General features: G+C 44.3%; 24 protein-coding genes. 9 read left to right on the top strand and 15 right to left on the bottom strand.

All coding sequences use genetic code 11. The features are described from left to right. Nucleotides 1-14: 14 nt before the first annotated feature. Nucleotides 15-734, top strand: a complete 720-nt coding sequence (locus MWU56_RS05085) for a TIGR04283 family arsenosugar biosynthesis glycosyltransferase (protein WP_247042804.1) — start codon at nucleotides 15-17, stop codon at nucleotides 732-734. A 98-nt stretch (nucleotides 735-832) separates the two neighbouring features. Here MWU56_RS05085 and MWU56_RS05090 read toward each other — a convergent pair whose 3' ends face one another. Next, entirely contained in the window at nucleotides 833-1,909 is a 1,077-nt protein-coding gene (locus MWU56_RS05090) for a DUF3179 domain-containing protein (protein WP_247042805.1), read from the bottom strand. Next, the gene (locus MWU56_RS05095; protein WP_247042806.1) at nucleotides 1,906-2,886 is read right to left on the bottom strand and encodes a hypothetical protein; all 981 of its coding nucleotides are present in this window, start codon (nucleotides 2,884-2,886) and stop codon (nucleotides 1,906-1,908) included. Before MWU56_RS05095 ends, MWU56_RS05090 begins: the two co-directional genes overlap by 4 nt. A gap of 61 nt (nucleotides 2,887-2,947) precedes the next feature. Between MWU56_RS05095 and MWU56_RS05100 the strand changes: the two genes are divergently transcribed. Beyond that, nucleotides 2,948-3,454 (top strand): hypothetical protein, encoded by a 507-nt coding sequence (locus MWU56_RS05100; protein ID WP_247042807.1) that lies wholly within the window; start codon nucleotides 2,948-2,950, stop codon nucleotides 3,452-3,454. A 53-nt stretch (nucleotides 3,455-3,507) separates the two neighbouring features. On the opposite strand, the gene MWU56_RS05105 is transcribed toward MWU56_RS05100, so the two are convergent. The 3 genes from MWU56_RS05105 to MWU56_RS05115 are packed head-to-tail and all read right to left on the bottom strand — an operon-like array spanning nucleotide 3,508 to nucleotide 5,501. Continuing rightward, nucleotides 3,508-4,575 (bottom strand): DUF2652 domain-containing protein, encoded by a 1,068-nt coding sequence (locus MWU56_RS05105; RefSeq protein WP_247042808.1) that lies wholly within the window; start codon nucleotides 4,573-4,575, stop codon nucleotides 3,508-3,510. A gap of 48 nt (nucleotides 4,576-4,623) precedes the next feature. Beyond that, the gene (locus MWU56_RS05110; RefSeq protein ID WP_247042810.1) at nucleotides 4,624-4,908 is read right to left on the bottom strand and encodes a hypothetical protein; all 285 of its coding nucleotides are present in this window, start codon (nucleotides 4,906-4,908) and stop codon (nucleotides 4,624-4,626) included. 17 nt (nucleotides 4,909-4,925) lie between these two features. After that, nucleotides 4,926-5,501, bottom strand: coding sequence for a sigma-70 family RNA polymerase sigma factor (locus MWU56_RS05115; protein ID WP_247042812.1), 576 nt, complete (start codon nucleotides 5,499-5,501; stop codon nucleotides 4,926-4,928). 147 nt (nucleotides 5,502-5,648) lie between these two features. Between MWU56_RS05115 and MWU56_RS05120 the strand changes: the two genes are divergently transcribed. The 7 genes from MWU56_RS05120 to MWU56_RS05150 are packed head-to-tail and all read left to right on the top strand — an operon-like array spanning nucleotide 5,649 to nucleotide 10,191. Further along, nucleotides 5,649-6,116, top strand: coding sequence for an OB-fold putative lipoprotein (locus MWU56_RS05120; RefSeq protein ID WP_247042814.1), 468 nt, complete (start codon nucleotides 5,649-5,651; stop codon nucleotides 6,114-6,116). A gap of 37 nt (nucleotides 6,117-6,153) precedes the next feature. Next, the gene (locus MWU56_RS05125; RefSeq protein ID WP_247042816.1) at nucleotides 6,154-6,717 is read left to right on the top strand and encodes a YceI family protein; all 564 of its coding nucleotides are present in this window, start codon (nucleotides 6,154-6,156) and stop codon (nucleotides 6,715-6,717) included. Between the two features lie 36 nt (nucleotides 6,718-6,753). Continuing rightward, the gene (locus tag MWU56_RS05130; RefSeq protein WP_247042817.1) at nucleotides 6,754-7,440 is read left to right on the top strand and encodes a hypothetical protein; all 687 of its coding nucleotides are present in this window, start codon (nucleotides 6,754-6,756) and stop codon (nucleotides 7,438-7,440) included. Continuing rightward, nucleotides 7,433-7,918, top strand: a complete 486-nt coding sequence (locus MWU56_RS05135) for a DinB family protein (protein ID WP_247042818.1) — start codon at nucleotides 7,433-7,435, stop codon at nucleotides 7,916-7,918. Before MWU56_RS05130 ends, MWU56_RS05135 begins: the two co-directional genes overlap by 8 nt. Then, nucleotides 7,906-8,619 (top strand): NRDE family protein, encoded by a 714-nt coding sequence (locus MWU56_RS05140; protein ID WP_247042819.1) that lies wholly within the window; start codon nucleotides 7,906-7,908, stop codon nucleotides 8,617-8,619. The genes MWU56_RS05135 and MWU56_RS05140 overlap by 13 nt, the downstream gene beginning before the upstream one ends. A gap of 13 nt (nucleotides 8,620-8,632) precedes the next feature. Further along, a complete protein-coding gene (locus MWU56_RS05145; RefSeq protein WP_247042820.1) occupies nucleotides 8,633-9,673 on the top strand; it encodes a D-alanine--D-alanine ligase in 1,041 nt (346 codons plus the stop codon). Beyond that, nucleotides 9,670-10,191: a hypothetical protein gene (locus tag MWU56_RS05150; protein WP_247042821.1), complete on the top strand. Its 522-nt coding sequence runs from the start codon at nucleotides 9,670-9,672 to the stop codon at nucleotides 10,189-10,191. The genes MWU56_RS05145 and MWU56_RS05150 overlap by 4 nt, the downstream gene beginning before the upstream one ends. On the opposite strand, the gene MWU56_RS05155 is transcribed toward MWU56_RS05150, so the two are convergent. Genes MWU56_RS05155 through MWU56_RS05200 form a run of 10 tightly spaced genes read right to left on the bottom strand, consistent with a single transcriptional unit; the run spans nucleotide 10,184 to nucleotide 18,835 of the window. Beyond that, entirely contained in the window at nucleotides 10,184-11,143 is a 960-nt protein-coding gene (locus MWU56_RS05155; RefSeq protein ID WP_247042822.1) for an L-histidine N(alpha)-methyltransferase, read from the bottom strand. The two genes, MWU56_RS05150 and MWU56_RS05155, sit on opposite strands and share 8 nt — an antisense overlap. A 6-nt stretch (nucleotides 11,144-11,149) precedes the next feature. Next, entirely contained in the window at nucleotides 11,150-12,298 is a 1,149-nt protein-coding gene (gene egtB, locus MWU56_RS05160; protein ID WP_247042823.1) for an ergothioneine biosynthesis protein EgtB, read from the bottom strand. Beyond that, nucleotides 12,298-12,579 carry a DUF427 domain-containing protein gene (locus MWU56_RS05165; RefSeq protein WP_247042824.1) on the bottom strand — a complete coding sequence of 94 codons (282 nt, stop codon included), beginning with the start codon at nucleotides 12,577-12,579 and terminating at the stop codon, nucleotides 12,298-12,300. Before MWU56_RS05165 ends, egtB begins: the two co-directional genes overlap by 1 nt. 12 nt (nucleotides 12,580-12,591) lie before the next feature. Further along, nucleotides 12,592-13,974, bottom strand: coding sequence for an FAD-containing oxidoreductase (locus tag MWU56_RS05170; RefSeq protein ID WP_247042825.1), 1,383 nt, complete (start codon nucleotides 13,972-13,974; stop codon nucleotides 12,592-12,594). Continuing rightward, entirely contained in the window at nucleotides 13,964-15,157 is a 1,194-nt protein-coding gene (locus MWU56_RS05175) for a bifunctional alpha/beta hydrolase/OsmC family protein (RefSeq protein ID WP_247042826.1), read from the bottom strand. Before MWU56_RS05175 ends, MWU56_RS05170 begins: the two co-directional genes overlap by 11 nt. Then, on the bottom strand, nucleotides 15,154-15,300 hold the full coding sequence (locus tag MWU56_RS05180) for a hypothetical protein (protein ID WP_247042827.1): 147 nt from the start codon (nucleotides 15,298-15,300) through the stop codon (nucleotides 15,154-15,156). Before MWU56_RS05180 ends, MWU56_RS05175 begins: the two co-directional genes overlap by 4 nt. 11 nt (nucleotides 15,301-15,311) lie before the next feature. Then, a complete protein-coding gene (locus MWU56_RS05185; RefSeq protein WP_247042829.1) occupies nucleotides 15,312-16,172 on the bottom strand; it encodes a sulfite exporter TauE/SafE family protein in 861 nt (286 codons plus the stop codon). 24 nt (nucleotides 16,173-16,196) lie between these two features. Then, nucleotides 16,197-16,421, bottom strand: a complete 225-nt coding sequence (locus MWU56_RS05190; RefSeq protein ID WP_247042830.1) for a hypothetical protein — start codon at nucleotides 16,419-16,421, stop codon at nucleotides 16,197-16,199. 40 nt (nucleotides 16,422-16,461) lie between these two features. Then, entirely contained in the window at nucleotides 16,462-17,250 is a 789-nt protein-coding gene (locus MWU56_RS05195; protein WP_247042832.1) for a hypothetical protein, read from the bottom strand. After that, on the bottom strand, nucleotides 17,234-18,835 hold the full coding sequence (locus MWU56_RS05200) for a glutamate synthase-related protein (RefSeq protein ID WP_247042834.1): 1,602 nt from the start codon (nucleotides 18,833-18,835) through the stop codon (nucleotides 17,234-17,236). The genes MWU56_RS05195 and MWU56_RS05200 overlap by 17 nt, the downstream gene beginning before the upstream one ends. Between the last annotated feature and the right edge of the window lie 63 nt (nucleotides 18,836-18,898).

Consider the following 18,898-nt stretch of genomic DNA (forward strand, 5'->3'; position numbering starts at 1 on the left):
TTTAAATTGGCATCATGATCAGTATTATCGTACCCATTTATAATGAATCATCGGACTGTATCATCCATTTGATAGAGCACCTGAATAAAAATACCTTTGGTCACGTAGCCGAGGTGATTCTTGTTGATGGCGGTGGAGGTTCCGATAACATTAAAGCCAAATTGGCCCAATATTCCGATGTCCAATATGTCACCTCTAAAAAAGGACGTGCCATACAAATGAACCATGGGGCCAAAATAGCAAAGGGAAACATACTCTACTTTTTGCACGCGGATAGTTTTCCCCCAAGACACTTTGACCATTTTATCCATAAAACCTTAACGCATACCGCAAGGGTCAAGGCCGGATGCTTTATACTCCGTTTTGACAGTGGCCATTGGTGGTTAAAACTCATGGGGTGGGCAACAGTAATCAACCATAGTTGCTGCAGGGGAGGCGACCAATCACTCTTTGTCGACAGCGAACTCTTTTTTGCACTGAACGGTTATGACGAAACCTATGAGGTCTATGAGGACAACGAGTTCATCCAAAGGCTCTATAAAAACACCTCTTTCAAAGTGATAAGAAAAACGATAACCACATCCGCAAGACACTATCATACAATTGGAGTCTGGAGGCTACAGTGGCTTCATTTAGGTGTTTATATGAAAAAATGGTCCGGTGCAGGGGCCCATGAACTCAGTACGTTTTATAAAAAACATATAGAAGATCTAAAAGTTAGGTCCCGCACTTGAACTTAAAAAATAAGCACAGTCAATCACCCATTTTACGGGACCTCCCTTTAACTATTTCATTGGGACCTTCATCTAAAGCGCATAAAACCCCATAACCTCTACTGCCCGAAAATGTCCGTTTCATAGAATGCCGGAATGGAGAACCACATACCCATCATGGATTTGGATTTGATTAAAAAAGACCCCGTATCTGGACCCATAAGGGCTTCTCCAAATACATCCCATTGATTGCCGTCGTTATCTTCCAGTAACAGTTCCCCTCCAGTATGGATATATTCAAAATCATCAACGGTTTTACCTGCTGGCATTTCAAAGGACACGATAAAATTTGCATTACCTACAATCAGATACCCCTTCCCTCCAAACACATCTGAAATCACATGTTCCGAATCAAAACTGGAAAAACGGTAGGCTTTTGCCCGGTCACCGTCCAACAGGGCATGAACCCTTTCCTTGGATGGCAAGCGGGAGTCTTTGGGCACAGGAAATAAAAAACGATTGTTGTTCGTGTTGTAATCCCCATAAGGGGATACGCCATATGTTCTGGAGAATCCCGTGTTCCTCCCTGCAATCTTTGAATCGGGATATAAGGCTTTCCAGGTTTTCCAATCGGTTTCAAAAAGGGTAATGGTTTCCGCCAAGGTACCGATAAGGGGACCGTTCACGGCCTCGTTGAGAATCTGTGACCAATTGGTGTCCGTTGCACGGTCATAGGGTATCAAATTAGTGTTGTACAAAAGTCCGGATACTCCAAAAGTAGTTTCGGACCCATCGATCAGCCTGCTCCACCCAATGCCAGTTCCTGTCAAAGGGCAATAGGTTACCGCCACGGAAACATCCCCGATATTGTCATTGATGATCTCGTGCCAATCTAAAATGGCATGGGGGTATGCACGAACGTCATCCCCGTTTTTAAAACCAATGACCAAATCATCATCCGACAAAAAGTCAATGGCCTCAATGGAAACCAATTCCGGATTTATCAAGGCCGGGATACCATCTTTACCCGGGCCACCATCCAAGACCTCTGATCTGGGAATCGACCACTCTACATTTGAGGGGCTATCCCCTCCATTACCCTGTCCCGGTCCATCAGGTGGTGCGGTGCTATCCGAGGAGGAGCTACAGGCAAAACTAAGCCCTGATGCTAATAGTAGAATCAATACATTTTTCATGGCAAACTATTTATTTGTGGTGTTTTGTTTCTAAAAAGATTGACCAGCATCCCCATGGTCAAGCGGGATGTCGGGGTCAATTGTGTCCCTTGCACATAACTGTACAAGGGCAGTTCTGCTCTAAAATTCACTGCGATATCCGGATTGAGCGCAATACCGACCTCAGGTCGGACAAAGACCCACTCCCCTCCTGTATTGGGGATGTCCGAATCATCAATTTTATCTTGTCTGGCCCTTCTATATTTAAGGACCAAGCCCGGCCTCACAACAGTACCTAGGGCAAAAATTTGGTCAGCATATCCAACATTCACTTGGGTCTCATCGCCGAACTCATAGGTTGCGGTGTTGTTGAGATAGGAATTGTTCGTCCCGGTAAACCGATGTGTAAGACTACCCGAAATGGTAGCTGAGGGCCTAAAGCCAAGAGGTCTTGATATGGAGATCCAGCCCAGCATATCCCATGCCCCGCTGCCCGGTTGTAAATCTGCCGTGAGCTGTATGCCCTGGTCGGTCAATATATCCGATCGCCCAAATGGAATTTTCACCCCAGTTCCCAAGTTCAGCTGCCACGCAGAACCCAAAAGCGAAGGAAAGGCATACTTCCCTAAAACCACGGCATCCCCCACCCCCGATGTCTCAGTGAAATTTTCATTGCCGAACTGGGTAATCGTACGGCTCTGGTTGACCCAGGTAAACATGGTCTCCACTGAAAGCCTATCGGTAAAGGCATACCCTAGCCCCAATAAGATGGAATTCGTGATGCGTTGTCTGGATTGATCGTCCAATTTTTCTGTTCCTGCATTTAAGGTGTTAAGGTTGTTATAATCATAATTAAGACTCAAGCTCAGCACACCGTTTCCCTCATTGGGCAACCCAAGGTTATTGGCCAAGGGCACCCCTCCGGAACAACAGGTCTGGCCCAATATGGGGTAAATGTTCATCAGCAATAACAAACCAATATAAAATAGTGGGCGCATCTATATATTTTTGAAAACAGACGCTGGCTTCCAAAAACCTGACAAATAAGCTTTGCAGATTATGACAGAACAACTTGACTGTGCGATTGTCAGGATTGACAGGAATTACGACCATTATTATGATTCTGTGAAATTAGATCAGAAAAGGTCGAGTCCATTGAATCCTTTTGAAACCCATCATATTATGAAAACCTTTGACAAAGAAATCATCTTCGTTTACAATGCCAAATCCGACTTGTTCAGTACCCTGAGTGATTTCGCCCATAAACTATTTTTTCCATCAACCTACCCTTGTTCGCTATGCCAACTCACCTATGGAAATATGTCCATCAAAGAACGGTGGGCCACCTATCTGGACTCTCTTCCCTATACCAAAACCTTCCTGCACAAAGATGAAACCACTGAAATTGAAGCTGCTTTCATGGACGAACTTCCCGTTATCTTGATCAAGACCCAAGAGCAGGAGATAGAAACTTTAATGAACGCTAGGGAATTGAACCAATCCCCCACTCTTGATGACCTTATTGACACCCTGGGGAAGCGATTGGAAAAGTACAACACGCCCTAACCTATCAGCGGGTTTGGGTAACCAAACCATATATCATATCACAGGGAAACACTTTAGATCAATCCTCTTAGCTTGCGCAAGGATAAAACCATCATAAAATATAGCATCATCCTTAAGGGCATATCCAAAAAAAAGCGGGTAAGTGGGCTACGTTTGTAATGCACCTCCATTTGTAGCGAAGCTTTCCCGTTTGATAAACGTTTCAATATAAAAATGGTGGTCAATGGTGCCAACCATCCAACACTATTGCTTTGTTCGGTATATTCAATATGCCCCTCCTCGATATTTTGGGAAGTCACCTCAAATTCCATCTTTCCCCTGGGCATGACACAAAGGTGCTTTGCACCAACGGTCTTCAGTTTTTTGTCGGGGGCAATCACGGATCGCAACCCAAAGACCCATTGAGGTCTCAATGAAAAATCGGTAATGGTTCCATGGAGGTTCTTGAGCGTGGTATCCAGTACTACCTTGTGAACGATAGGCTTGCCATACCTTTTAAATTGCGGCCGAGGGGGCAGGTCTTCCATTTTATTACGGAGTCGTACCAAGGGAAGATAATCGAACTGAACCTCCCCAATATCCTCGTAATGGTCCGATCCATGCCTTAGTTCGACCCAATCCTCTTTATGCCAGTCACAAAATGGCGGTAAATGGGAAAAAAGTACATACTCGTTCGCCTTAATGGTGTTCTTTAAAAACTTGTGCCCCAATATCACATCTGGTCCGAACAACTTGGTGTAATGACCGATCTTGCGTTCGGTGGACGTGCCAAAATGGTAAATAAATTTTAAAGTAAGCTGGTTGGCCGTGGAACAAGCACCACATTGACATATACGATCTCGTTCATAATATTTGAGATGTTGGTGAAAATTAAAGTACATGGTCTCGACCTGCCCAACAACTTCATGAAAGGTGGGCTCATGTCCCCTACGATAAAAAAAAACAGCATCCCCTTCAATTTCGGCCACTTTAAGCCCTAGGGTATTGGAAGCTATTAGAATTTCCAATAATTCGGCTATGATATGACCGCTATGTTCCATTTCCACCTCCGTGACAAACTTGGTAAAACCAGAAATATCGGGAATGAAGAACAGTGTATTATGGGAAACTTCCTTGTTCATCTTGAATAAATTAAATGTGAGATCTGCCAGCAGGTAAATATAATTGGGCTAACGATTGATTTTTTCTTCCAGTCGTTTACGCATGGTTTCCTTGGAGACTTCGTCCATTTTCTCCAACTTCTTCCTTCCATGATTTTTATGGAACATGAGTGCTAAAATGTCGTCAAGTCTGTCCGATTGTTTTTTAAATTTCATACAAGTGGTACAATACCGCAAATGGACCCAATACCTAAACCTTTGCAGCAGCGGCAATCTATCAACCTTATCCCGTTCCACCAAATAACTGGTATGTTCACAGGTAAAAAACAATCGGTCCATAATCCTTTTCAACATCACTTCTATTTTTAATTTTATCGGCGCCAGTTCCCTTGAAGTCTGTTCAAACAATCCCTCAGGAATAACTTGGCCCGATGTATGATCTGCCAATAATTGGACTGCGTTACCCCGAGTTCCTGACAGATTTCCTTGCTCTTTTTATTAAAGAGGTACTTAAAGGAGATTGCCGATCGCCAATGATCCGGAAGATCGGCCATACAGGAATTCATTGTTTGAACAAACTCCGGATTGTCCCAAATTTCGTGGTCTCGATGCCAATCCACTCGTCCCGTTTGCGGACCTGACCAACTGCCATCGGACACGAAAAAGGAACCTATGGTCTCGGACATTTCCTTTTCCTTGATTTCCTCCGCAATCCTTTGTTTTTTGGCCCTTCCTCGGTAATGGTCCACAATTTTGTTGTTCAATATGGAAAACAACCAAGTCTTGGCCGAACTTTGGTTATTGAATCCCTTTTTTGCTTTGGCGACGGAGAGAAAAGTGTCCTGAACCAAATCTTCCGCGACTTCCTTGGAACTGGTTTTGTAGTATGCCCAACCGTAAAGGTCGTCGGAATAGGCTTCAAACCAATCGATCAGTTGATGGTCCATTTTATAGTGATTGTTTCTGAAGGTTCTTTAGGTCAGTCGCAAAAAGAACCAAAACATTTCTTGGCCCTTAAGTCAATTTTATCTTCACTCTTTAAAAAGAATTGTCAGGAAAATAAAATCCGTTGACTATTCAGGCAAACAGAAAAAATGAAACGAATAAAAATAATTGGTCTGGTGTTTTTAGGTGTTCTGATCGTAGGCCTTGGGGTTGCCCTATACCTGTTCAACATGCCCCATAGGAATGTCGTGGGTTCCAAAGCGGATTTCAATTTGACCGCTTCGACCATCGTCCATGAATATTTGGAGAACCCTACTGCTGCCAATGCCAAATACCTCAACGATGAAGGGGAATCCAAAATCCTTTCGGTCACTGGAACGGTCCAATCCATCGATGAGGACATGAACCAACAAAAAGTGATACTCCTTATGGAAGCCAATGACAAGGCCGGGGTGAGCTGCACCTTTACCCAGCACACGAACAAGCATGCGGACAACATTAAGACCGGACAGCAAATCACCGTCAAAGGGGTCATTCGTTCCGGCGCATCCTACGATGCCGACATGGAACTTTACGAGGATGTCATCCTTGAAAAATGCGACATTGTAAAAGAGTAAATCATATCATATTTAAACACAATTAAAATTCAACAACATGAAAAAAGTAACAATGATTCTATCTTTTGTAAGTATTTGTGCCCTAACAGCCTTCACTGCCTTGCCACCGGCAAAACTGGTCGCCAAGGATGCCCATATCAGTTTTTATTCCCATACGTCCGTCGAGGACATTACGGCCAACAATTATAAGGTGACCACCACCTTGGATACCGATACGGGAGAATTGGTCTTTTCGGTGCCCATGCAGGGCTTTGAGTTTGAAAAGGCACTGATGCAAAAGCATTACAACAGTAAAAACTTTTTGAATACCAAAAAGTACCCCAAAGCGAAATTTGTTGGAAAAATCACCAATATGGGCGCTATAAAATTTGACACGGATGGATCGTACACCGCTCAGATTTCCGGGGAAATGACCATTAAGGAAACTACCCAAAATTTCGAGGCTACCGCAGCGATTACAGTGGCTTCCTCACAAATCAACCTTGAGTCCAAAATGAACATCGTATTGGCTGATTATGGGGTAACCTTTTCCAAAGGAAAACCTTCGACCAATATCGCCAAGGAAATCGAAGTGACAGTCAAAGCGAATTACAAACCTTAGTAAGAAACCTTTCCCTTGGGAATATCCTATACATCCATGGAAACGTCATTTTTTCAAAGATACTGGAAGCTGTTTTTTGCAGGTTTTGCCATAAGTTTTTTGGGAGCCTTGCCCATAGGCTCCCTAAACCTTACCGCCAGTCAAATTTATGGTTCGAGCGGTCTTTCAAAGACCATCATTTTTATCTCAACGATCCTATTGATTGAAATAATGGTGGTCCTTGGATTATTAAAGGCATCGGCAGCACTTAGGGCCGGGAAGAAATACCTGCCCTATGTCATGCCCATTGCCGTACTATTATTGATATACCTATCCTACTCCTGCTTCTTCACTGGCGATATAACCATAAAGCAGATGGATGGATCCCTAACGGAGACATTGCCATTACCCCTGACTTCCCCTTTCACCTTGGGTGTTGTCCTGGGCATCAGCAATCCGTTACAGTTCCCTTTTTGGGGCGGTTGGAACCAATGGCTGTATCAAAGGAAAATCCTGAGAAAAGGAAACGCTTGGACCATGGTCTATCTCTTTGGCATTGCATTGGGAACCCTCATCGGTATGGCCATGTTCGTGTACATGGCCCATAGGCTACAAACCTATATGGAGCGCTATGATTTTATGTTCACATGGCTCTTGGGGCTTTTTTATCTGGGATTGGCCATTTATATGACACAACTGTTCTACAAACTTTATTTAAAATCTTTTTACAAAGCCCATGTTTGAAACCACTAAAAATGTTTTACTGGAATTGCGGGATATCCTATTGGAACTGCCCTATGAGATTTATACAGAGCCTTGCCAGTTATTGTCGGATGCTTCCATAGGACAACATACCCGTCATGTGGTTGAGATGTACCTCGTATTGTTGAATGGCTATCAATCCGGGCATGTATCCTATGATGATAGGCCCAGAAATAAAAAAATAGAGGAAAATGTCACGTATGCCGTCAAGTTGCTCCATAAAATAGCCCATAACCTCCAACAAGCCGATAAAAAATTACTATTGACCCATCAACTCAATGGGGACAAATACACGATCCCCACAAGCTACAATCGGGAATTGATGTACAATCTAGAGCACACCATACACCATGAAGCATTATTGCGAGTAGCCATAGCAGATTTTACGACCATAGTGCTCCCCACTTCCTTTGGAGTGGCGCCCTCAACACTAAAATTTAGAGATCAATGTGCACAGTAAGCTACAGTAATGGGCCACATGGCCGTATTATCACCTCTACCCGTGATGAAAATGTATCCCGTGCCAAAGCCATCCCGCCAAAACTTTACAGGCATGGACAACAAACCATATGTTATCCCAAAGACCCCAGCAAAGGTGGCACTTGGATGGCCATCCGAAAAGATGGTTGGGTCGCCGTCTTGCTCAATGGGGCCTTGGAGCCTTTTAAATCGGAGCCACATCATATAAAAAGCAGGGGGATGATCATGTTGGAACTTATGCGTCACCCAAACTTTCTGTGGCTGTTGAAACAAACAGACTTCCACAACATGGCTCCGTTCACCCTTCTGTTATCAAGCGTTGACCGTTTGATTGAAGTGCGATGGAACGACCAAAAAGCAACATTTGGTGAACTCGACGTAAATCAGTCCCATATATGGTCTTCTGCTACACTCTACGATAAAAAGACCAGCCAAAGAAAGGAATCCATTTTCCGAGAGTTTTTGAACCTGACAAACGGCTCCCCATTGCCCCGTGACATTTTCAGGTTACACAAAGGACAATTTCAACGATTGGGCACGGATGTTTTGCACAAAAATGGGAAAAATATCATCTCGGTAAGCATTACTCAGGCCCAACCCGATAAAAAGGGGTTTTCACTGGATTATGAGCCCTTGGCACCTACAGTATGCAAAAAAGCCGAAAGCAGTATATATAGCTAAAACACAATTTATAATGGGCATACGGGATTTTTTTTACAGATTGTCACATTGGGAATATTGGCCTTTTTGGGCCATTTATTATCCCTTGTTCCCCTTTTGGCTCTATTTTTCGTTACGGGCAAGGTCCTTTTTTTTCTTTAATGCGGTAAACCCTTCCATCGCAAATGGCGGAATGGCCATGGAATCCAAAAAGGCCATCTACGACCTCATGCCAGGAGATCATATCCCCAAAACGATATTGATCAAAACATCAGACCCCTCATTGGAAGTGGTCCAAAAAGTAGAACTGGCCGGGTTTAAGCCCCCCTACATTGCCAAACCGGACATTGGGCTCAAAGGTCTTGGTGTGGAACGTATCGGATCCCATCAGGACCTGTTGGCGTACCAACAAAATTTGGAAGCTGACTTTTTGGTCCAGGAATTGGTGGAGCATCCCTTGGAACTGGGTGTTTTTTTCGTACGTACTCCGGGAAATAAGGATGGTAGGATTACCGGCATCGTTCAAAAGAAGTTTCTCTCCATAACCGGTAATGGCACCGAAACCTTTGGACAACTCATTGAAAAGCAACCAAGAAGCCGCTTACAGCGCCACAGCTTAGCACGTAGATTTCGCGATAGCTGGAACAAGGTATTGCCCAAGGGGGAAAAACAGGTATTGGTGCCGTTCGGCAGCCATACCCGGGGTGCCAAGTTCATCGATAAGAGCCATCGTAACACCCAGGAGTTGGAAACAACCTTGAACAAGATCTGTTCTACGATCAAAGGGTTTCATTTTGGCAGGCTGGACATTTTATGCACATCCATCGAGGACCTTTCCAAAGGAACCAACTTTAAGGTCATCGAAGTGAACGGGGCGGGAAGTGAACCCACCCATATATATGACCCTAAGCACTCCTTGGTTTTTGCATGGAAAGAGATTATACGGCATTGGCGGCTTTTATATCGGATAGCCCGCTATAATAAAAAACAAGGGCATAACTATCTCGGTTACCGGGATGGTAAGGAAATGCTCAAAAAAAACAAGGCCTTGGAAGCAAGATTAAAGCTATTATGAACCCGGTTATGTTACAGACCGTACGACTTAGCGCACTTTTTTTGTTGTTCGGGAGCCACGCGCTCATCGTACAGTTAAAGCCGGATTCCAAAGAACATCTTTACGGTTTGGAGCTACAGGCCTATCCAGCAGGTTTTATTGTTGCCGTGAACCATGAGCGCTTTGTATCCCCCAATACGTCATGGTTGTTTCGGGTTAGCGCCAATAGTACCGGCCGCCAGGATTTCAGCACCGAGAACGAACGGGAAAACGGTTGGGGAATGGGTGCGTCCCCAGGATATCGAAAATACGTGGCCCTAAAACGCAATATATTGGTTTTTGGGCTTCATACCGATGTGTGGAACCTTTGGATCGATTGGAAGAACGGACCAACAAGCAATCGGCCAATTTCTGGAACATCCTTTGTGCTGGTGCTGCAACCTTGGGTGGAAACGGGATATATTTTCATCCCTGCATCATCAAGGTCAAGAATTGGGCTGTCCCTAGTATCCCCTCTTAACTTTAAGGCTCCTATTTAGGTGTGCCAACTTGCCCATGGGGCTGGAACAAAACCAGCGTATACCCATTATGGTCATCCAAATAGGAGTGGACAATCTTCATTTGTGATTGATGCGCTATTTCTTCTATATCGTCCCAGAAAAATTTCTTGGAAATTTCAGTATGGATCGCTTCAAAAGCATCAAAACAGGCAGAGAACCCATCCGCAAATTCCACGGTTTGCGCTTTCAAACTTACAATCTGACTAGAAGCGATTCCCGTCAATGGGTCGTAAAAAGGAAAATGATCAAATTGCTCCACATCAAAATCAGCGCCCAACTCCCGGTTCATGCGTTCCAGTAAATTAAGGTTGAAGCGTTTGGTAACGCCTTGTGAATCATCATACGCGGCAAGAATTTTTCTGGGGTGCTTCACTAGGTCAAAAGCAACTAAAAAATAATCATCCGCTTTAAGGTTTGATCGGATAAACTTGAAAAAACCAATCGCATCCGGTGTCGGATAATTGCCAATATTAGCACCCAAAAATAGGACCAATCTTCCATAGGGTGTCGTTGGCAAGTCCTGGTACGTATCAAAATAATTACCGGCCAAACTTTTATGTTGAATCTGTTCGACTTCGTTCCTTATTTCAGCTTTATTGGTGGCTAACACATTGACCGAAATGTCTAATGCCAGATATTCCAGTGCATCAATATAGGGTTTGAATTGCTTGAGCAGATGTTTGGTTTTTCTGCCATCACCCGCGCCCAATTCCACAATCTGCAGACTGGGATGGACTGCTGAAATATCTTGGGCCATTTGCTCACCCTTGCTCTTAATGATTTGCATCTCGCAACGGGGAAGATAGTATTCTTCCAACTGCATGATACTTTGAAAAAGGGCGTCTCCCTTAGCATCGTAAAAATAGCGGGAAGATAGTTGCTTTGGAGATTTACTGAGCCCATTTTTTACGTGTTCAAAAAATTCCTGCATTAAATATTATTTTTTTACGAGTCTAATTCCTGAAAAGATATATCTGCTAGAGGCATAGAAAAAATTGCGGTAGGTATTCCGCTGATGCCCTTTTGGTGTGGCTACCGATGCGCCACGCAATACCATTTGATTGAGCATGAACTTCCCATTGTACTCACCAAGGGCCCCTTCGACATGGGTAAAACCAGGGTAAGGCAGATAGGCCGAACCTGTCCACTCCCAGAGTTGGCCCCAGGGCAGTTGTTGGGCGGCTATCTCCCATTCAAACTCGGTGGGCAATCGCATGCCTTTCCAAGTGGCGAAAGCATAAGCTTCGTACATAGAAATATGTGAAAGGGGAAGGTTGGGATTTAGCTTTTCCAAGCCATTGAAATGGTAATGCCGCCATTCTCCATCCCTAAAATGCCAATAAAGCGGATGCTTTATATTATTATTTTGAACAAATTGCCAACCCTCATCGTGCCACAGCTTGAAATTAGCATAGCCGCCGTCCTCCATAAACTCCAGATACTCGGCATTGGTCACCATTTTGTTGCTGATTTCGAATTCCCCGAGATAGACTTTGTGCACGGGCAGTTCATTGTCAAAACAAAAACTATTTCCCTGATACCCCACTTCGTATAACCCCTCCGAAAAATGGAGCCATTGGTGTTGATGTGTCTCTTCCTTGAGTTTAAACTGCTCACCAAGGCGTGGAAAGGTGGGCTGCGTACCCAAGATATATTTGATGTCATAGGCCAACAACTCCTGATGCTGCTGCTCGTGGTTGATGCCGATTTCTACCAAGCCCTTAAGCTCAGCCGTGTATCCTCTTTCCAGTAAAGTTATGATGGCTTCGGTAACATATGTTCGGTATTCATAAACTTGGGCAACCGTTGGCCGGGTCATAATCCCCCGATTTTGTCGTAGCGTTCTTTCGCCCATATGGTTGTAATAGCTATTGAACAAATAGGCGAAATCTGGATGGAACACCTTATAGTTACGGTCATATTTCACCAAAACAAACTGCTCAAAAAACCATGTGGTATGGGCCAAATGCCACTTTGGGGGCGACACATCGGTTATGGGCTGTACCACATAATCCTCCGTTTCCAAGGGGCTGCATATAGACTCCGTTTGTTGTCGTGTTTTCAAAAACTGTTGTTCGATATTCATTAGCTTTCAATTTTAACGCCCCTCCAAAAAGCATAATAGCCCGAAATTCCTTTTGCCATTTCCTTGGGCTCGGGATAGTACCATGCGGCATCTTTATTGGTCTCACCATTTACAACCAGCGTTTTGTAACTGGCCACACCCTTCCAATGACAGCTAGTGTGGGTGTCACTATCTTCAAAAAACTCTGATTTAATGCTTTCCTCAGGAAAATAATGATTGTTTTCAATGACGATGGTTTCGTCACTTTCCGCTATAATTTGATTGTTCCAGATGGCTTTCATTTTCTATAGGTATTAAGTTAGTGATTCCAGCATCGTCGGAATAAGTTCCGAAACGGTGGGGTGCGGTTGTACCGAGTCTCGTATGACTTCATAACTCGCATCGGCATACATGATATTGATCAACCCGCTAATGATTTCGTCCCCGCCTACACCGAGTACGGTGGCCCCCAGTATTTTTTTGGTCTTGGCATCCACCACCACACTCATATAGCCATGGGTTTCACCTTTTTCCTTGGCACGGGAAATCCTGCTGAAAGGGCGATGGCCAATCCGTACCTCCAAGCCTTTTTTTTCTGCCTCCTTTTTGGTGATACCTACCCTTCCCATGGGAGGGTCGACAAAAAGTCCGTAGGTGAGGATTCTATCCGAAGCTTTGCGGTCTTTCCCCTCGAATTTGTTATCGGCTATAATTTCATAATCATTGTAAGCGGTATGGGTGAATGCTCCCTTCCCATTGCAATCACCAAGGGCATAGATACCCTTTATGTTGGTCTCCAAGTGATCATCAACCATTACAAACCCCTTATCGTTAGTCTCCACTCCTGTTTTTTCGAGTTGCAGACCATCCGTGTTTGGGCGTCTCCCAACAGCCAATAGCAGATGGCTTCCCTGTATTTCGACGGACCCTTCTTTGGAGCAATTTATTTGGGCCGAAATGCTTCCATCCTGATTCTTCTTTGCTGAAATACAGTTGGCTTCCAACCTAAAATCCACCCCATCGGCTTCCATAAATTCTTGAATGGTACGACTGGTTTCCTCATCCTCCCGACCTATAATCGCGCTACCTCGTTCAATAATAGTGACTTTGGAGCCAAAGCGGGCAAACATTTGTCCGAATTCCAGGCCGATATAGCTGCCCCCTACGATCAATAGATGTTCCGGCAACGCTTCCAGTTCCAAAATACTTTGATTCGTCAGATATGGGATGTCTTCATAGCCTTCGGGAACAAATGGCCTGCCCCCTACGTTGATGTAAATTTCATCGGCAGTCAATTTTTCGTTATTCACTTCCACAATTTTTTTCCCTTCAAAACGGGCCTCACCCTTAAAATAGGTAATGTTTTCGTTTTTCTCCACTCCTTGGGCGATACCGTCCACAGACTTTTTGATCAAAGCATCCTTTCGGGCCTTGATCTTTTGAAGATTGGTCTTGGCACCTTTCGGAATTTCGATCCCTAGGGCTTCCCCATGCTGTGCATCCCACATTCTTCTGGCACTAGCCACATACGCCTTGGTGGGCGTGCATCCCACATTCAGACAAGTGCCCCCAAAATGTTCCTTTTCAATAAAAGCTACTTTTTGACCTTGGGCCGCCAATTTAAAGACCAAGGGGGTCCCTGCTTGTCCCGATCCGATAATAATGGCGTCAAAGGTTTTCATATGTCTACTGTTCATACTGCAATGTTTTAATGTTCACCCCTGCAAGTAGGGTTTTATTGACCGGACATTTGGCGGCAATTTCTATTAACCTGTTTTCCTGCTCTTCGGTCAGGTTGCCCTCCAATATAATCATTTTGGTAATGGTCTCCATTTTTTCATTATCAACGGTATCCCTTACAAAACTCATGTGGGTATACACTTCCCTTAAATCCCATTTTTTGCGTTCGGCATAAAGTTTTAATGTCATATTGGTACAGGCACCCAAAGCTGCTTGAAGCAACTCGAATGGTGCCAATCCCAAATCATCGCCTCCAACGCTTTTGGGTTCATCGGCTGTAATACCGTGCCTTCCATTAGAAATCTGGGTCGTAAAATGATTTTCAAGGTCCAGATGGGCAACTACCTGTGCATTATCGGGTTTTAGGGGTTCCCGCTCATCGTCAAAACCCAAATAGCGGTCCGCCCATGTAGCTATAGAACGTGCCGCATAAAGGCTATCGGCTTTTTTGGAAAGCAAATGGTCGGCCCCGTCCAGGCTGATAAAACTTTTCGGATGATGCGCCAATTGATAGATTTTGGCCGCATTCTCGATTCCCACCACCGTATCTTGGGGCGAATGAAGAATGAGTATGGGAATGCGAAGTTTTGGAACAATGGTATGGACATCGTGATTTTCAAGATCCTCCAAAAATTGCCTTTTAATAGTAAAAGGACGGCCACCAATTGAAATCGAGGCCGCCCCATTTTCCATAATATCCTCCTTATCAGCTATCAAGTGCGACACATGCAGTGCATCGGCAGGAGCTCCGATAGTGGCAACTGCCTTTATGTTCGCCAGTTTAGCTGCCGCCACCAAAACAGCGGCACCACCCAGGGAATGCCCTATCATTAAAGTAGGTGCTCGATAGTGCTGGGATAAGTAATCGTTCACGGTGATCAAATCCTCCAGATTGTGGGAAAAATTCGTGTCCGCAAAATCGCCTTCGCTCCTGCCCAGACCGGTAAAATCAAATCGCAGCACGCCAAAGCCGTATTGGGTAAGTCCATTGCTAATATTGCGAACAATGGAAAGCTGGCTGCTACAGGTAAAGCAGTGTGCAAAAATGGCATACTGTTCTACTTTTTTGTTTGCTGGCAGTTCCAATGTGGCATGCAGGGTTTCACCATTTGAATTGGGGATCGCTATCTGTGTTTTCATCCTTTGGGTTTTTGGTAAAATAATGCCGCAATGATGATAAATCCCAATCCGGTAAGGCCCGGAGCGGGAATGCCCGCTTTAAACGAAATAAAGATCATAGCGATGGCTATAATGATCAAGAGAATAACTAAGATATTTTTCATAATGAACATATTTATGTTGTTAATGTGTAAAGCATAAAGAAACCGAGTATAACAAATAAGATGGAAATACCCACTTTCATTTTGTCTTCGGGCAGGTTTTTTTGTAGTTTGGGTCCTATCTGGCCGCCAATGACCACCCCTGGCGCGGTAAACATCACCACACTCATTACTTGGTCAAGTACCTCACCGCCCGCTACAGCAAATTCGTAAAAGTGGCCAGCAGAAGCAACCAATACGGTGATGACCACCACAAAAATGGAAGTAGCCACGGCCACTGGTGTGGGCACTTTACATCGGGCCACCAAATGGTACTCCTGCAATTCTGCCAAGCCCACGGAAATCATTCCGATAAATGCACCACCCACGGCGGCAAAACTCCTCCCCATATTTCTATTGCATACGGTGTACCTGTAGGTATTGCCCTCTGCGTCGGTCAATTCCGATTCGTGGTTTATCGCAAACTCTTCACGCTGCTCGGCCTCTTTCTTTTCCCTTTCCTCTTTTCGCCACGCATTGAACAATTGGAATCCAATAAACACGAGACCCGCCGCAAAAATGGCCTTGAGCACCATAGGGGGGACCATTTCTGCATAATAGGCTCCCACAATAGCTGCTGGTACGGAAAATAACAGTAAATTTTTGGCCAGTTTAAAGTCAATAAGTTTAGTCTTGTAATAGGCGATCAAACCACTCGAAAATCCAAATAACTCGGTGATTAGTGCCGCACCTACCGCTATTTTTGGCTCCAGTTTCAAGGCCAGCATGAACAAAGGGGAGAAAAATACAGCTCCCCCAATACCAGTACTCATTGCAATAGTAGCAATAAGTATGGAGACAGGAAAAAGATACCAAAATTCAAGTGAGAGCTCCATAATGGGTTTTAGTAAAAAAAAATATTAAATTTTGAACCGATAGTTGATTCCTAGCGTAAAAAGCCAATCATTCTTTTTATTTTCCGCATGCGTGGACTCCACAGAACCGGTAAACAATTTGAAATTGCGATGGACACTCTTACTTTCCATATTAAATGCATACTGGGGCGCAAGACCTATAGAAAATGAGTTGTCCTCCATAAACAATGGCGCTGCTCTTCTTCTGAGTTCCCCGGATCTTGTGCCCACATTATTTGAGATGCGTCCATTGAAAAAGATAGTATTAAGATCAATTTTGCGAAAGTGTCCATGCTGTAGTTTCCCTTAAAAACGAATGAATATGGTTTGCTTCAGCCTCACCTAAAGGAAGTACTGCTCCATTCCAGTGTTCCCCGGTAATCCATTTACCTGCTGAAAGTGATTTTACCTTAGCATAGTCAATACTATGCCCGTTGAGACCATAAACGGAAAAATAAAAATACGCTTCATCTACCAGACTATCGGCCATGGCCCAGCCAAAACCAATAGCGATATTTGTATTCAATTCAGCATAAATTCCAGTATCAAAATGATGGGGCCAAATACGAATTTCGGATGCGACATTGAGATGGTCAAGCAAAAACCCACTGGCCTGGTTGGCCAAAAGTCTGTAGTGCATCCATTGTTTAAGCGCTTCGCTATCCCATTTTTGAATGGTGTGACTTTTAAAATCGTAATCTGGAATTTCAAAATGTAAGGGTCCAGTGAAATCAGCTCCATTGGCTTTTAATTCCTTGCTCAAATATTGGGCAACGGCCTCTTCTACTTCACTTTGTGTTTTGCCCATGGTCTCAAAAGAAGCGACTATTTGGTACTGATGGTCAAGAAAATGAAACGTTTGATCCTCTAAATTCAACACTGGGATCAATCGTCCCTTGGTAAAAGTTCCCCATCGCCCCCAGATTCGTGTTCCGATAAAATCAAACCTAAGGTTGGTGTGGCTATCATCTTCTTTCTTATTGGCAAAACTTCGTCCAAACTTGGCCAAGGTTTGACAAAGTTGGTGTATGTGCTGGTCTATGTTAGTGTATTCCTGCATAATTGATTCCAGTTAAACGGTGCATTTCATAATCCAATGTGGATAAGTCGTTATGATTAAACTTCTCGACGTTGTCGTGTCCACAAGCACGGGCAACAACCTTGATCAAATCATTGGTGGCTGTAAAGAAATTGAACAATTGCTTGGCGGAAGTGTCAATAATCAAGCGACTGCGCAAGTTTTCCTTTTGCGTGGCAATGCCCACCGGACAATTGTTGGAACTACATGCTCGCATTCCCAAACAACCAATGGCCTGCAAGGCCGAGTTGGAAACAGCGATGGCATCAGCCCCCAGCATCATGGCCTTGGCAAAATCTTCCGCCACGCGCAGTCCGCCCGTGATGATAAGGGTAACATCTTTTGCTCCTATTTTGCCGAGGTGTTTTCTGGCACGCGCCAAGGCGGGAATGGTCGGCACGTTGATATTATCCCTCAAAATAGTAGGGGCAGATCCGGTTCCGCCCCCACGACCGTCCAGAATGATATAATCTACGCCCACTTGAAGAGCAAAATCAATATCAGCCTCTATATGGCTGGCCGCGATTTTAAAGCCTACGGGGATGCCACCTGTTTTTTCCCTGACTTCTTCGGCCACCTTTCTGAAATCTTCTACGGTAAACAAGTCTGGAAATGCCGCCGGAGAAATAGCTGTTTCGCCTTCTTTGAGTCCTCTCACTTCGGCAATTTCTTTGGTGACCTTGTTGCCTGGCAAATGTCCACCCGTACCCGTTTTGGCTCCTTGACCCCCTTTGAAATGAAAAGCTTGGGCCTTTTTTACCTTGTCCCAGGAAAATCCGAATTTGCCGGATGCCAACTCATAGAAATATTTGGAATTGTTTTCTTGTTCCTGTGGAAGCATCCCTCCCTCCCCACTGCAAATACCTGTACCCGCCAATTCAGCTCCTTTGGCCAGGGCAATTTTAGCTTCACGGGACAGTGCCCCAAAACTCATGTCCGAAACAAAAAGAGGCATGTCCAGTTTCAAAGGCTTTTTAGCCTCTGGCCCAATGACGACGGAAGTTGCTACTTCTTCTTCATCCAATAACGGACGAGTTGCCAACTGAGCAGGTAAAAATTGGATGTTTTCCCATTTGGGCAAGGTAGTTCTATCTACCCCCATACTGGCGGAAGGGCCGTGGTGTCCCCAGTTTTTTAGTCCGTTTTGGGCAAGTTCTTTGATATAATTGGTGTAAGGCTCGGTGTCTTCAGGATGGGTATCGGCATATTGACCTAAGTATTGTTCTCTGTTAAAGGGTTGCGGATGTTTTACCAAAAAATCATTGATCTCCGATTCATCTACCCAAATGAAATCATCTTTTATTTCGGCCTTGAACTTATGCAGTACTTCTTCATTGTTATACTCGGAAACCCCGGTATCTATACGGTAATCCCAACCGTGAAGACCACAAATAAGGTTGTGCCCATCCACATATCCATCGGACATCAAAGCTCCGCGGTGCAGGCAGCGACCATAAAGGACAGATACGGTATCATCATATTTTATGATGACGAGGTCCAATCCATTGACTTGGTAATGTACAGGTTGTTTTTTAGGGAGATTATGGTAATTTAAAGTTCGGGTCATATTTAGAAAGTTTACTGTTTAGTAGTAAAAAAACTAAAAACCTTATCCTCAACACGGATTTTA

The sequence above is a fragment of the Allomuricauda sp. F6463D genome (genome assembly GCF_023015965.1).
Taxonomy (GTDB): Bacteria; Bacteroidota; Bacteroidia; order Flavobacteriales; family Flavobacteriaceae; genus Flagellimonas.